Source organism: Amycolatopsis bullii, from assembly GCF_014654205.1.
In the GTDB taxonomy this organism is placed as follows: Bacteria; Actinomycetota; Actinomycetes; order Mycobacteriales; family Pseudonocardiaceae; genus Amycolatopsis; species Amycolatopsis plumensis.
Genome location: NZ_BNAW01000016.1, coordinates 145,069 through 156,446, shown reverse-complemented (window position 1 = coordinate 156,446; position 11,378 = coordinate 145,069). Strand labels below are relative to the sequence as shown.

At 71.4% G+C, this 11,378-nt stretch carries 15 protein-coding genes and 1 pseudogene; 8 read left to right on the top strand and 8 right to left on the bottom strand.

The genetic code is table 11. The features are described 5' to 3' along the window. Positions 1-892 (bottom strand): annotated as a pseudogene (locus IE317_RS20145) (glycohydrolase toxin TNT-related protein); the annotation flags it as partial. A gap of 223 nt (positions 893-1,115) precedes the next feature. Here IE317_RS20145 and IE317_RS20140 point away from each other — a divergent pair. Further along, positions 1,116-1,973 (top strand): bifunctional methylenetetrahydrofolate dehydrogenase/methenyltetrahydrofolate cyclohydrolase, encoded by an 858-nt coding sequence (locus tag IE317_RS20140; protein ID WP_229902805.1) that lies wholly within the window; start codon positions 1,116-1,118, stop codon positions 1,971-1,973. After that, complete coding sequence (locus IE317_RS20135) at positions 1,970-2,293, top strand: DUF3017 domain-containing protein (protein WP_191312273.1); 324 nt, start codon at positions 1,970-1,972, stop codon at positions 2,291-2,293. The genes IE317_RS20140 and IE317_RS20135 overlap by 4 nt, the downstream gene beginning before the upstream one ends. 51 nt (positions 2,294-2,344) lie before the next feature. Here the strand turns inward: IE317_RS20135 and IE317_RS20130 are convergent, their stop codons facing one another. Together IE317_RS20130 and IE317_RS20125 are read right to left on the bottom strand one after the other, a co-directional pair. Continuing rightward, positions 2,345-3,529: an MFS transporter gene (locus IE317_RS20130; RefSeq protein ID WP_191312271.1), complete on the bottom strand. Its 1,185-nt coding sequence runs from the start codon at positions 3,527-3,529 to the stop codon at positions 2,345-2,347. A 184-nt stretch (positions 3,530-3,713) separates the two neighbouring features. Then, complete coding sequence (locus IE317_RS20125) at positions 3,714-4,037, bottom strand: ArsR/SmtB family transcription factor (RefSeq protein WP_191312269.1); 324 nt, start codon at positions 4,035-4,037, stop codon at positions 3,714-3,716. Between the two features lie 109 nt (positions 4,038-4,146). On the opposite strand from IE317_RS20125, the gene IE317_RS20120 reads away from it, so the two are divergent. Both IE317_RS20120 and IE317_RS20115 read left to right on the top strand, forming a co-directional pair. Beyond that, a complete protein-coding gene (locus tag IE317_RS20120) occupies positions 4,147-5,325 on the top strand; it encodes an MFS transporter (RefSeq protein ID WP_191312267.1) in 1,179 nt (392 codons plus the stop codon). Positions 5,326-5,371: 46 nt separating this feature from the next. Then, positions 5,372-6,240 (top strand): IS5 family transposase gene (locus tag IE317_RS20115; protein WP_229902806.1). Its coding sequence is split into 2 segments (ribosomal slippage): positions 5,372-5,743 and positions 5,746-6,240, totalling 867 coding nucleotides; the frame shifts between segments, so codons are not numbered across the junction. Positions 6,241-6,255: 15 nt separating this feature from the next. On the opposite strand, the gene IE317_RS20110 is transcribed toward IE317_RS20115, so the two are convergent. Further along, complete coding sequence (locus IE317_RS20110; RefSeq protein ID WP_191312265.1) at positions 6,256-6,444, bottom strand: DUF1918 domain-containing protein; 189 nt, start codon at positions 6,442-6,444, stop codon at positions 6,256-6,258. A 197-nt stretch (positions 6,445-6,641) separates the two neighbouring features. On the opposite strand from IE317_RS20110, the gene IE317_RS20105 reads away from it, so the two are divergent. Both IE317_RS20105 and IE317_RS20100 read left to right on the top strand, forming a co-directional pair. After that, positions 6,642-7,076 carry a TrmH family RNA methyltransferase gene (locus IE317_RS20105; protein ID WP_191312263.1) on the top strand — a complete coding sequence of 145 codons (435 nt, stop codon included), beginning with the start codon at positions 6,642-6,644 and terminating at the stop codon, positions 7,074-7,076. Beyond that, positions 7,073-7,633, top strand: coding sequence for a hypothetical protein (locus tag IE317_RS20100; protein WP_229902804.1), 561 nt, complete (start codon positions 7,073-7,075; stop codon positions 7,631-7,633). Before IE317_RS20105 ends, IE317_RS20100 begins: the two co-directional genes overlap by 4 nt. Here the strand turns inward: IE317_RS20100 and IE317_RS20095 are convergent. The 3 genes from IE317_RS20095 to IE317_RS20085 all read right to left on the bottom strand — a co-directional run bounded on the left by IE317_RS20095 (position 7,630) and on the right by IE317_RS20085 (position 9,705). After that, the gene (locus IE317_RS20095; protein WP_191312261.1) at positions 7,630-8,211 is read right to left on the bottom strand and encodes an HhH-GPD-type base excision DNA repair protein; all 582 of its coding nucleotides are present in this window, start codon (positions 8,209-8,211) and stop codon (positions 7,630-7,632) included. The genes IE317_RS20100 and IE317_RS20095 overlap by 4 nt on opposite strands. A gap of 171 nt (positions 8,212-8,382) precedes the next feature. After that, a complete protein-coding gene (locus IE317_RS20090) occupies positions 8,383-8,907 on the bottom strand; it encodes a DUF2165 domain-containing protein (protein ID WP_191312259.1) in 525 nt (174 codons plus the stop codon). A gap of 21 nt (positions 8,908-8,928) precedes the next feature. Further along, positions 8,929-9,705: a helix-turn-helix transcriptional regulator gene (locus IE317_RS20085; protein WP_191312257.1), complete on the bottom strand. Its 777-nt coding sequence runs from the start codon at positions 9,703-9,705 to the stop codon at positions 8,929-8,931. Between the two features lie 50 nt (positions 9,706-9,755). Between IE317_RS20085 and IE317_RS20080 the strand changes: the two genes are divergently transcribed. Both IE317_RS20080 and IE317_RS20075 read left to right on the top strand, forming a co-directional pair. Continuing rightward, positions 9,756-10,169 (top strand): DUF2000 domain-containing protein, encoded by a 414-nt coding sequence (locus IE317_RS20080; protein ID WP_191312255.1) that lies wholly within the window; start codon positions 9,756-9,758, stop codon positions 10,167-10,169. Between the two features lie 85 nt (positions 10,170-10,254). Continuing rightward, positions 10,255-10,761: a hypothetical protein gene (locus IE317_RS20075; protein WP_229902803.1), complete on the top strand. Its 507-nt coding sequence runs from the start codon at positions 10,255-10,257 to the stop codon at positions 10,759-10,761. A gap of 1 nt (position 10,762) precedes the next feature. On the opposite strand, the gene IE317_RS20070 is transcribed toward IE317_RS20075, so the two are convergent. After that, entirely contained in the window at positions 10,763-11,374 is a 612-nt protein-coding gene (locus tag IE317_RS20070) for a class I SAM-dependent methyltransferase (RefSeq protein ID WP_191312253.1), read from the bottom strand. Between the last annotated feature and the right edge of the window lie 4 nt (positions 11,375-11,378).

The window sequence follows — 11,378 nt, the reverse complement described above, 5'->3', positions numbered from 1 at the left end:
GGCCCTGCGGGGGCGGCCCCTGGGGCGGCGGCCCGGCCGGGCGCTGCTGCTGCGGCGGCGGCTGGTTGCCCCGGGTCAGGTACGCGGCCGCGGCCTGCAGCGTCGGCTCGTCGACCGGCGGCAGGGTGAAGCCGACCGAACGGACGTGCTCGACCAGGTCCGGTTCGGGCGAAACGCCGTACTTGTGGAGGTAGAAGTTGACGGCGGCGGGCCAGATCCACTGGCCGTCGCTGTGGAAGGCGACCGGGACGGTCGCTTCCGGCGTCGCGGCCAGCCGGTCGATGTCGTAGCCGCGCTCGGGCACCACCAGCGGCGCGTGCTCCAGGTACTCCAGCAGCCGGTCCTGCTCGTCGACCTCGAGGTCGGGGCGGTTGATCACCGGCCGGCCCGCCGGGCCGACGGTGTCGAAGATCCGGGCGATCCGGAAGTGCGGCCCCGGCTGCTCCGGGCCCAGCCCGGACATCCGCCGAATCAGCCATTCGGGGACGTTCTCCTCGGTGCGCGGGAACATCCGCAGCTCGTCGGAGTAGGCCTGCGGCGGCGGCGCGAGGTTCCACACCGGCTCGTCGCGGTTGTACTCGAGGTTGTAGCTGGACGGGTGGTCCAGCTGGTAGCGCGCGTTGAACCACGTTCCGCGGCCGTCGCGGTACATGCCGCCGCGGAGCCTGCCGAACAGGGTCGCGATGTCGTGGGTGGCGAGCCATTCGTGCACCGTGCCGTCCTCGGTGACGATCTCGCCGGTCAGCTCGTGGTACCTGCCGACGGCTCGGTACTCCGCGGTGACCTTGCGCCAGTCGCGCGGGGCGGCACGGAGCAGGGCAAGGCCGATCTGCTTGACCAGGGTGTCCTGCTCGGTCGCGTTCAGCTGCGTCGTCGGTTGTGCCACCCGCACATTTTGACTGCTCGCGCGCGCGAGTGCACCCCGCATGTGGGTTTTGCCGCTCGGTCACCCGGTGGCACCCGGCCTGACCTCGGGTGATGCGACGTGCGGTAGATCACAGCTTGATCGCGGGCAGCGTCGCGATTGGACCGTGTGGGGTAGCGGCCAGTCTACGGGCTGCGACCACCCGCGCCTGGAAGCGACGCGCGGGGGTCGCTTTGCCAGAATGGGGCGCGTGACGGCGAAGATTCTCGACGGCAAGGCCACCAAGAACGCCATTTTCGCGGAGCTCGAGCCCCGCGTCGCGGCCCTCGCCGCGAAGGGGGTGACGCCCGGCCTCGGCACCGTCCTGGTCGGCGACGACCCGGGGTCGCACTCGTACGTGCGGATGAAGCACGCCGACAGCGGCAAGATCGGGGTCAACTCGATCCGCCGCGACCTGCCGGCCGACATCACCCAGGAGAAGCTCGAAGCCGTCATCGACGAGCTGAACGCCGACCCCGCCTGCCACGGCTACATCGTGCAGCTGCCCCTGCCGAAGCACCTCGACGCGAACCGCGTGCTGGAGCGGATCGACCCGGAGAAGGACGCCGACGGCCTCGCGCCGGTCAGCCTCGGCCGGCTCGTGCTCGGCCAGCAGGGCGCGCTGCCGTGCACGCCGTACGGGATCATCGAGCTGCTCAAGCGCCACGGCGTCGAGCTGAACGGCGCGCGCGTCACGGTGGTCGGCCGCGGCATCACCGTCGGCCGCACCCTGGGCCTGCTGCTGACCCGCCGCAGCGAGAACGCCACCGTCACCCTCTGCCACACCGGCACCCGCGACCTCGCCGCCGAGGTCCGCCGGGCCGACATCGTGGTGGCCGCGGCCGGGGTGGCCGGGATCATCACGCCGGACATGGTCGCCCCGGGCGCCGCGGTGCTCGACGTCGGCGTGTCCCATGTGGACGGCAAGCTCACCGGTGACGTCCACCCGGGCGTCGCCGAGGTCGCCGGCTGGATTTCGCCGAACCCGGGCGGGGTCGGCCCGATGACCCGGGCGATGCTCGTCAGCAACGTGGTCGAAGCGGCGGAACGCTCGGTCCAGGGCCGATGACGGTGACCGACGACCGGCGGGACGTCCGCGACCGCCGGAGCGGGCGGGACCGGTTCAGCCAGCTGCCGTTCGCGGTGGTGTTGCTCGTGGTGGCCGTCGCGGCCCTGCGGATCTTCCAGTACCACTGGCGGGAGGGCGCGGCGCTGATCGGCGCCGCGCTCCTGCTCGCCGCGGTCCTGCGGGCGGTGCTGCCGACGGCCAAGGCGGGCCTGCTGGCCATCCGCGGCAAGCTCGTGGACGTGGTGACGTTCACGTCATTGGCGGCGGCGGTGCTGTACGTCGCCCTGACGATCATCGGCGGCCCGCTCGGCTCCGCCTGAGCCGCCAAAAAGGGCACTTTCACGTGAAAGTGCCCTTTTTGGGAGTGACTGTCAGGACGCGAGGGCGAGTTCCCGGCGTTCGGCCTTCGCTTCCCGGCGGTCGAGGGTGCCCGAGACGACGGCCAGCGTGAGGCCGAAGACCGCGAGCAGCGCGCCGACCCAGTTGGGGGCGACCAGGCCGAGCCCGCCGGCGATCACCAGCCCGCCGAGGTAGGCCCCGATCGAGTTGGCGATGTTGAACGCGGACTGGACGGCGGCCGACACCAGGGACGGAGTGCCGCCCGCCTTTTCCATGATCCGCGCCTGCATCATCGGGCCGATCATGAACCCGGCGACACCGACGAAGAAGATCGTGATCGCCGCGCCGATCTTGCCCTGCGCGGTGATCGTGAAGATGCCCAGCACCGACGCCAGCGCCAGCAGCGCGATGTACAGGCTCGGCATCAGCGCGCGGTCGGCCAGGCGGCCGCCGAGCAGGTTGCCGATCGTCATGCCGACGCCGGCCAGCGACAGCAGCAGCGTGACGTCCGACGGCGAGTAGCCGGCGACGTCGGTCAGCATCGGCGTGATGTAGGACAGGCAGGCGAACACGCCGCCCAGCCCGAACGTGACGATCGCCAGCGCGAGGTGCACCTGCGGCCGCTTGAACGCGCCGATCTCGTTGCGCAGCGACGCCTCGGCGGCGGGCTTGCCCTGGTGCGGGACGAGCTTGGCGATGGCCGCGATGGCGACCAGCCCGATCACCGCGACGACGCCGAAGGTGGCGCGCCAGCCGACCTGCTGGCCGAGCAGCGTGCCCAGCGGCACGCCGATGACGTTCGCGAGGGTCAGGCCGAGGAACATCAGCGACACGGCCTTGGCGCGTTCGCCGTGGCCGACGAGGCTGGAGGCGACCACCGCCCCGGCGCCGAAGAACGCACCGTGGGGCAGGCCGGCGAGGAACCGGAACGCGACGCCGAACTCCTGGTTCGGGGACAGCGCGAAGAGCGCGTTGCCCAGCGTGAACAGGCCCATCATGGCCAGCAGCATGGTCTTGCGCGGCAGCCGGACGGCGACCGCGGTGAGCAGGGGGGCGCCGACGACGACGCCGAGGGCGTAGGCGGAGATGAGGTGGCCGGCGGTCGGGATGTCGACGCCGAAGTCGGCGGCCGCCTGGGGCAGCACGCCCATCATGACGAACTCGGTGGTCCCGATGCCGAAAGCTCCGATGGCGAGCGCGAGCAGCGCGACGGGCACGGCACTCCTTCCAAGGTGGGTAAACGATTACCGAGCCGATCTCTGGATCGGTTCAGTCAACGGGCAAAAAGAGAGACAGCCGATCGGCCCCAGCGCCGTGAGCTGCCTACGCCCTAGTCCAACAAGCGAGGGGGCCCGTTGTCATCCCGATATCGGGTGACGATCCGCACTCCGGCCGCGGTGGTCAGCGCGGAGCGGCCAGGACGCCGTTCAGCAGGCCCGGGAACAGGGCGTCGAGATCGTTGCGGCGCAACGAGTTGAACCGCGTGGTGCCCTCCTGGCGGCCGGCCACGACCCCGGCCTGCCGCAGGATGCTCAGGTGGTGGGTGAGTGTGGACTTGGTCACCGGCACGGTGAGCCCGCCGCAGGCGATTTCCTGATCGGTGCTCGCGAGCTGGCGGACGATGGCCAGCCGCACCGGGTCGGCGAGGGCGCGGAGCACGCCTTCGACGGTGATCTCCGCCCGGGCCGGGTGGGCGATCGGGGGCAGGGTGTCGGTCTTGGCCATGAGCCCATTGTACGACGCCGGTCGAAATTGGGGGGCGAGTCGTAGTACGGTGACTGTCGAACTACGACGTTCGTCGAACCAATCCCTGCTTCGCTTGGGGGCTCAGCCCATGTCCGCACCTGCTCCGTCCCGGATCTCCGTCCTCGCCTTCGGCGCCTTCGGCGTCGGCACCAGCGGTTACATCGTCGCCGGGCTGCTGCCCGCGCTGACCGGCGAGTTGCACGTCTCGGCCACGGCCGCAGCCCAGCTCGTGACCGCCTTCGCCATCGCGTACGCGATCGGCTCGCCGCTGTTCGCCGCGGCCACCGGCACCTGGGAACGCCGCACGCTGCTGGTCGCCGCGCTCGCCGTCACCGGCGCCGGCAACCTGTTCGCCGCGCTGGCGCCCGGCTACGGCTCCCTGCTGGTCGCCCGGGTGGTGACCGCGGTCGGCGCCGCGGTGTTCACGCCCGCGGCGAGTGCCGTGGCGGCCGAGCTGACCGTCCCCGAGCGCCGGGGCCGCGCGGTCGCGCTGGTCTTCGGTGGCCTGACGGTGGCGCTCATCTTCGGCGTCCCGCTCGGCAGTCTCATCTCGCAGCACCTCGGCTACCGGGCGGCGTTCGCGCTGGTCGCCGCGTTTTCGCTGGTGAGCGCGCTGGCCGTGCGGTTCGCGCTGCCCACGGTCGCCGCCCCGCCGCGGGTGGGCCTCGCCGAGCGGTTCGCCGCGGGCCGCGACCCGCGGGTGCTCGTCATGCTGGCCACGACGGTGCTCGCGTGCTTGGCCGCGTTCATGGTCTACACGTTCGTGTCACCGCTGCTGGCCGCGACCGCGGGCGTGCACGGCACGACCGTGACGGTGCTGCTCTTCTGCTACGGCGTCGGCGGCGCGATCGGCAACTTCGCCGGCGGCCGGGCGACCGACCGCTGGGGTTCGCGCCGGCCCCTGATCGTGGTCACCGTGGCCATCACTGCCGTGATGGCGTTGCTGCCGCTGACGACGGTGACGCCGGTCGCGGCCGGGATCTCGCTGTTCGTGTGGGGGCTGGCGACCTGGTCGTTCAACCCGCCGGTGCAGCACCGCCTGATCGAGCTGTCGCCGGGCCACGCCGGACTGGTGCTTTCGCTCAACGCGTCCGCGATCTACCTCGGCGTCGGCCTGTCCGGCGTGGTCGGGGGAGCGGTGCTCGCGTCGGGCGGCCCGCTGCTGCTGCCCGAGGTCGCGGCCGCGCTGACCCTCGCCGCCCTGCTGCTGGTCGGCTCGGCGTGGGGGCGGGTCCGCGAGCCTCGGGAACAGGTCGCCGTCGGTTAGGGCGTGTCCTGTAAGTGATCTAGCTGCGGTCCGGTTGGATGCGGACGTGGTTGGTCGTGGTGAGTTGACGGACAAGGCGTGGGCGGTGATCGAGCCGCTGCTGCCACCGCAGCAAGGCGGTGGGCGGCGGTGGCGTGATCACCGCCAAGTCATCAACGCGATCTTGTGGAAGCTGCGCACCGGCGCTCCGTGGCGTGACCTGCCCGAACGCTACGGACCCTGGAAAACCGCGCATGAACGGTTGCGGTTGTGGACCAAGGACGGTACCTGGAACAAGATCCTCGACCGGGTGATCGTCAAAGACGACGCCGTCGGCGACCTGGAATGGATCATCTCGGTCGACTCGAGCGTGGTCCGGGCCCATCAGCACTCGGCTGGTGCCCGGAAAAAGGGGGATGCAGCGACGGAGTCGAAGCCCTCGCCTGCGACGGGGAAGGACTCGGGCGGTCCCGTGGCGGGCTGAGTACCAAGATCCACCTGGCCGTGGATGGGCGGGGTCTGCCGATGCGGTTTCTGCTCACGCCGGGTCAGGCGGGCGACAATCCGCAGCTGGTGCCGCTGCTGGACGGCATCAGCGTCGCCCGCCTCGGGCCAGGTCGTCCGCGATGCCGGCCGGAGACGGTGATCGCAGACAAGGCGTACTCGCATCCCTCGACCCGCCAGGCGATGCGCGACCGGCAGATCACCTTCGTCAGCCCGGAACGGGACGACCAGATCGCCCGCCGCGCCGCCAAAGGCCCTCGCGGCGGGCGACCACCGGCCTTCGATGCCGAGGTCTACAAGCAGCGCAACGTGGTCGAACGCTGCTTCAACCGCCTCAAACAGTTCCGCGACCTGGCCACCCGCTACGCCAAACGCGCCGCCTACTACCAGGCCGAACTCACCATCGCCGCCATCGTGCTCTGGCTCCGATGACTTACAGGACAGCTCCTAGTCGGCGTGCGCCTGGACCTCGCAGTCGGGCCCGGGGTACACGAGCCCTTCGTGCCCGTCGGCGAACCGCACCAGATAGGGCGGTGCGCCGTCGGGGCCCCGGACTTCGAGGATCTCGCCGCGCTGCTCGGCCGCTCCGACCGTCCGGCCGTGCACCTGGATTTCGTCGCCTACTCCTGCGTGCATGGGCTTCACCTCCAGGTCCAGGGTAGGAGCGGAAACCCGTCCCGTGGACCCCGCGAACGGGTTAGACTCCGGGGCATGATCAGCGAATTCGGAGGCGCCGCGCCTCGGCGCCGGTGAGCCCTTCGGTCCGGGTCCGCACGCCCCGAGAGCTGCGGAAGTCCCGGCGCAGCAAGGCACATTCCTGTTGGGGCCACCTGGTGGCCGCCCCGCTGTGGCCGCTGCACGGCGTGAACCTCGGCACTCTCCTGCGCACCTGCGACGCCGTCGGGGCGTGCCTCGCCGTGCCGCGGTTCCCGTGGGTACCCGAGGCGTTGCGGAGGGGGAACACGTTGCGGCGTCCGGCTTGCGTGCACTGGGTGCACGACCCGCCGAGCTGGCTGGCGCGCGAGCGGGCGGCGGGCACCCGGGTGGTCGGCGTCGAACTGGCCGAGGAGGCCGTCCGGCTGGCCGACCTGCCCGCCGCCCGCGGCCGCACGATCGCCGTGCTCGGCCACGAGCAGACGGGGATCCCGCCTGAGGCCCTCGATCTGCTCGACAGCGTCGTCGAAATCCCGATGGTCGGCACCGGCGCCAGCCTGAACGTCGCGGTGGCCGGGAGTCTCGTGCTCTACAAGCTGGCGGGCCTGCTGTGACGAGTCTGAAGTGGACGGTCGCGGAAAACGCGGCGTGGTGCGCTCTGGTGTGCGGCGGCCAGTTCGGCCCGCGGGCGTGGACTTCGCCTTCCCGCACACCGGAGTACTACCCGGACGCGGTGACCTTGACCCCGGACGCCACCGCCGCCGACGTCCTCCCGTTCGTCGACGGCTCGCCGGGGTGTTCGGTGAAGGACAGCTTCGCGACCCTGGACCTGCCGGGGTTCTCGATCTTGTTCGAAGCGACCTGGATCGCGTGCGGACCGGGTGTCCCCGAGCCGGGCTGGCGGGAGGTGATCGACCACGGCTTCCCGGTGGACGACTCGGTGGCGGTGCTGTCCCGCGGCCCGGCGGAGGTCGTCGCCCACCGCGGCGACGGCGTGGTGGGGTTGTCCAACTTCTCGGGCCCGGCCTCGGCGTGGCCCGGCGCGGTGGCGGCGGTGGCCTCGGCGTTCCCGGGGGCCCCGGTGGTCGGCTACGAACACGGCGACGCGCTGCGGACCGCGTTGGACCACGGCGCTTCGGCGCTCGGCCCGCTGCGCGTCTGGGTGCGTTAGCCGGCCTTCGCCGCGGCCTTGGCGGCCTTCTTGAACGCGCGCACCTCGGCGAGGGTTTCGGCGCTCGTGACGTCGGCGATCGACCGGCGCGAGCCGCGGTCGCCGTACGCGCCGGCTGCTTCCCGCCAGCCCTTCGGCTGCACGCCACGCTGCTTTCCCAGCAAAGCCAGGAAGATCTTGGCCTTCTGCTCCCCGAAGCCGGGCAGCGCCTTCAGCCGCTTAAGGACTTCGGGACCATCCGGCTTCGGGCGGCCGTCGAGCCAGATCCCCTCGGTGCGGCCGTCGTAGTGCTCGATGATGTGCTGCGCGAGCGCGTGAACGCGGCGGGCCATCGAACCGCCGTAGCGGTGGATGGCCGGCGGAACCACGCAGAGCTCGACGAACTCCTCGACATCGGTCGCCGCGATCTTCGCCAGCGAGAAGCCGTCCATCCGGTCGGCGATCTTCCGCGGGCCCATGAAGGCGTGCTCCATCGGGAACTGCTGGTCCAGGAGCATGCCGACGAGGAGGGCGAACGGGTCGTCGTTCAGCAACTTGTCGCCCGCCGGGTCGCCGGTCAGGTGCAGTTCGCGCAGCATGCCGTCATCTTGACACAGCCTGCCGCCCCGGCAGCTTCTCCGGCAGGTGGGTTTGACCGGTTCGGCATGGCCGGAGAAGTTCATGACCCCGGCGGCGTGACCTCCAGGCCGCGAACCAGGACTGCACGCCGGCGCTCGAGTTCTACCGTGTGCTCGCGCTGGCTCCTGCTCTCAGTTGCCGGCGGCGCGTCCCTGCTGACCCGTCGCTTGCCGCTCCGGCAGGTGCGCGACGACCAGCGCCACCGTCGCGATCAGGAAGTTCTGCAGCGCCGGCTGCAGCCCGTTCCACTTCTCCGACTGCCACATCTGGAACCACTCACCGCCGATGGCGAGGAAGCCGACGCCGAACAGCAGCACCCACATCACCCAGCCGAGGGACGACAGGCGCCGGGCCGTTGCGTCGCGGGCGCGGATCCACTGGACCAGGGCCGCGATCAGGACCAGCGCCGTCAGCGTCTCCCACGCGATGATCACCACGTACGCCGCGTTCTGCAGGCCGGGACTCGTGATCGCGCGCCACATCATGTCCGGTGAGCGGAACGTCGTGTCCATCGCCAGCACGTGCTGGACGAACGCCTGGTTCGTGCCGAAGTCGGTGATGTTGCCGAACGCGATGAGCGTCATCTGGAGCGCGGTCATGGCGGTGAGGACGGCGACCGCGAACCGCAGGCCGCCGAGTCTCGCGAGGAACCCCATATCCGGATCGTAACGACGCCGTCACCGGGTTTTCGCGTAGCGCGACGGCGTCGTGCCCAGGTACCGCTTGAAGTGCCGCGTCAGGTGCGCCTGGTCGGTGAACCCGGCCGCCGTCGCGACCTCCGCGGCCGGCGTCCCACCGAGCAGCAGCCGGCGGGCCCGGTCGACCCGGCGGCCCGTGAGGTACCGGTGCGGCGGCAGGCCGAACCGCGCCCCGAAGCAGCGGACGAGGTACGCCGGGTGCGCGCCGAGCGTCTCGCCCGCTTCCGCCAGCGTCAGCGCCTCCGGCAGGCGCGCGTCCAGCAGATCCCGCAGGTCGTCGGCCAGGCCGCGCTTCGGTTCGTGGGAAACCGGGCGACCCAAATGGGTGCGCAGGCGGTCGGCGACCAGGACCAAGCGGCTCTCGGCTTCGAGAGCGTCGCCGTGCGAGGCGAGGGACTCGTGGAGCTGGTGGATGCGGGTGCGCAGGAGGCCGTCGGCGAGGCTCGGCCGGTCGACCGCCGCGCCGATCAGGTCTTCGCCCAGCACCGGCGTGTCCAGGTAGAGCACGCGCTTGCGGAAGCCGTGGCTGGTCGCGGCGCGGCCGTCGTGGGCGACGTTCGGCGGCAGCAGCGTCACCGCCGGGCCGAGCGCGCCGTGGTGGTGGCGGTCGAGGTCGTAGCGGATGACGCCGTCGTCGACGATGAGCAGCGTCCACGTGTCGTGCGTGTGCAGCGGGTAGGCGTGCGTGGTGAAGCGCGCGTGGAAGACCTCGGCGATCCCCGGGACCGCCGGCCGCCATGCCGCGACGTCCGCCATGTCAAGAACGTACAAGACGCGGCCGTGGCGCCCGGGCGATCGTGACCGGCATGAGTTCCTTCGACACGAAGATCGCCGTCCTGCTCCGCGACGACCTGGCGTCCTGGCAGCGGCTGAACGTCACGGCGTTCCTGGTGAGCGGGATCGCGCACGTGACCCCCGAGCTGATGGGCGAGCCGTACGCCGACGCCGACGACACGCAGTACCTGCCGATGTTCGGCCAGCCGGTGCTGGTCTTTTCGGGCACGGCGGACGTCCTGACCGCGGCGCACCGCCGCGCACTGGGCCGCGGCCTGAGGTTCTCGATCTTCACCGACGAGCTGTTCCACACCGGGAACGACGCCGACAACCGGGCGGCGGTCCGCGCGGTGCCGGGGGAGAAGCTGGCGCTGGCCGGAATGGCGGTGCACGGGCCGAAGAACGCCGTCGACAAGATCCTCAAGGGGGCGTCGCTGCACCGCTGAGCAAAATTGCTCTATCCCTCGCCCGGGTGATGCTGGGAGCATGATCGGCAGTGCCGCGGAGGGCGGCTCGGGATGGGGAGGTTCCGTGAATTCACTTCGTCGTGCGTGCGTGGTCCTGACGGCGGCGGCCGGGCTGGGCGTGGCGCTCGTGCCGGTCGCTTCGGCGGACCCGGTGCAGACGGTCGACTACGTCTCGGAGGAGGGCGCCTGGCCGCTGCAGGGCAGCGCCCACTACGCGGCACCGGGCGACGAGATCGCCGTCTGGGAGCGCGATGGCGTGCTGAAGATCGACGTCCAGTCCGGTTTCGAGGACATGCGCGTCGAGCTGAGCGCGCCGGCCGGGGAAGCACTGCACACCGGCACCTACACCGGCGCCCGCTGGCGTGGGCAGAGCGACCCGGCACTGACCACGCCCGGGATCTTCGTGGTCAGCACCCATTTCGGCTGCGGTGACGACTACGCGGACTTCACCATCGACCGCCTTGACAAGGACGCCGACGGCCGCACGACCGACGTCGACGCGACGTTCGTCCAGCACTGCGGCAGCCCGGACGGCCCGGCGACCCGCGGTGAGGTCCACTTCCACGCCTGAGTCACGGGGCCGTCGCGTGCACCACGAAGACGCTTCGGACGCGCTCGCCGTCGTCGGCGGTGAACGTCTTCGCCGACACGTCCACGAAGTCCTTCGCCAGCGCGGCGGCCCCGGCCTCGTCGAGCGGGAACGACAGGTCGCCGGGCACGAACTCCGCGAACGGCCCGGACGGTTTGAACCGGGCCCCCGACACGACCGAGAACGCCAGCCGTCCGCCCGGCTTCAGCACCCGCAGCCAGTCGGCGAACGCCACCGCGCCCAGGAAGTGCAGCGAGGACGCGCACAGCACGACGTCGGCCGACCCGTCCGGCGCCGGCATCGGCACCGCGGGCCCGACGCGCCACTCGATCCGCCCGTCGGGGTCCTGCGCAGCCGCCTTCGCTTCGGCCCGCGCGACCATCGCCGGCGACAGGTCGACAGCGAGCACGCGCGCGGGCCTCAGCTGCAAGGCCGCGTATGCCGCGAAGCCGGTTCCCGTGGCGACGTCCAGCACGAGTTCCGGGCCGGACGGGAGCGGCTCGACCAGGGCCTCCGCCACGGAGACGTGGAACGTGTCGTCGTCGTAGTGCTCGGCTGTGCCGTCGAAGAACGCGGCCCGGGATTCGTCGCTCACGAAC

Coding starts and splice junctions, on each gene's coding strand:
- IE317_RS20125 (WP_191312269.1), bottom strand. CDS start 4,037: ATGGCCAAGACCGACACCCTGCCCCCGATCGCCCACCCGGCCCGGGCG.
- IE317_RS20095 (WP_191312261.1), bottom strand. CDS start 8,211: ATGCTGCGCGAACTGCACCTGACCGGCGACCCGGCGGGCGACAAGTTG.
- IE317_RS20135 (WP_191312273.1), top strand. CDS start 1,970: ATGACGGTGACCGACGACCGGCGGGACGTCCGCGACCGCCGGAGCGGG.
- IE317_RS20090 (WP_191312259.1), bottom strand. CDS start 8,907: ATGGGGTTCCTCGCGAGACTCGGCGGCCTGCGGTTCGCGGTCGCCGTC.
- IE317_RS20085 (WP_191312257.1), bottom strand. CDS start 9,705: ATGGCGGACGTCGCGGCATGGCGGCCGGCGGTCCCGGGGATCGCCGAG.
- IE317_RS20120 (WP_191312267.1), top strand. CDS start 4,147: ATGTCCGCACCTGCTCCGTCCCGGATCTCCGTCCTCGCCTTCGGCGCC.
- IE317_RS20110 (WP_191312265.1), bottom strand. CDS start 6,444: ATGCACGCAGGAGTAGGCGACGAAATCCAGGTGCACGGCCGGACGGTC.
- IE317_RS20080 (WP_191312255.1), top strand. CDS start 9,756: ATGAGTTCCTTCGACACGAAGATCGCCGTCCTGCTCCGCGACGACCTG.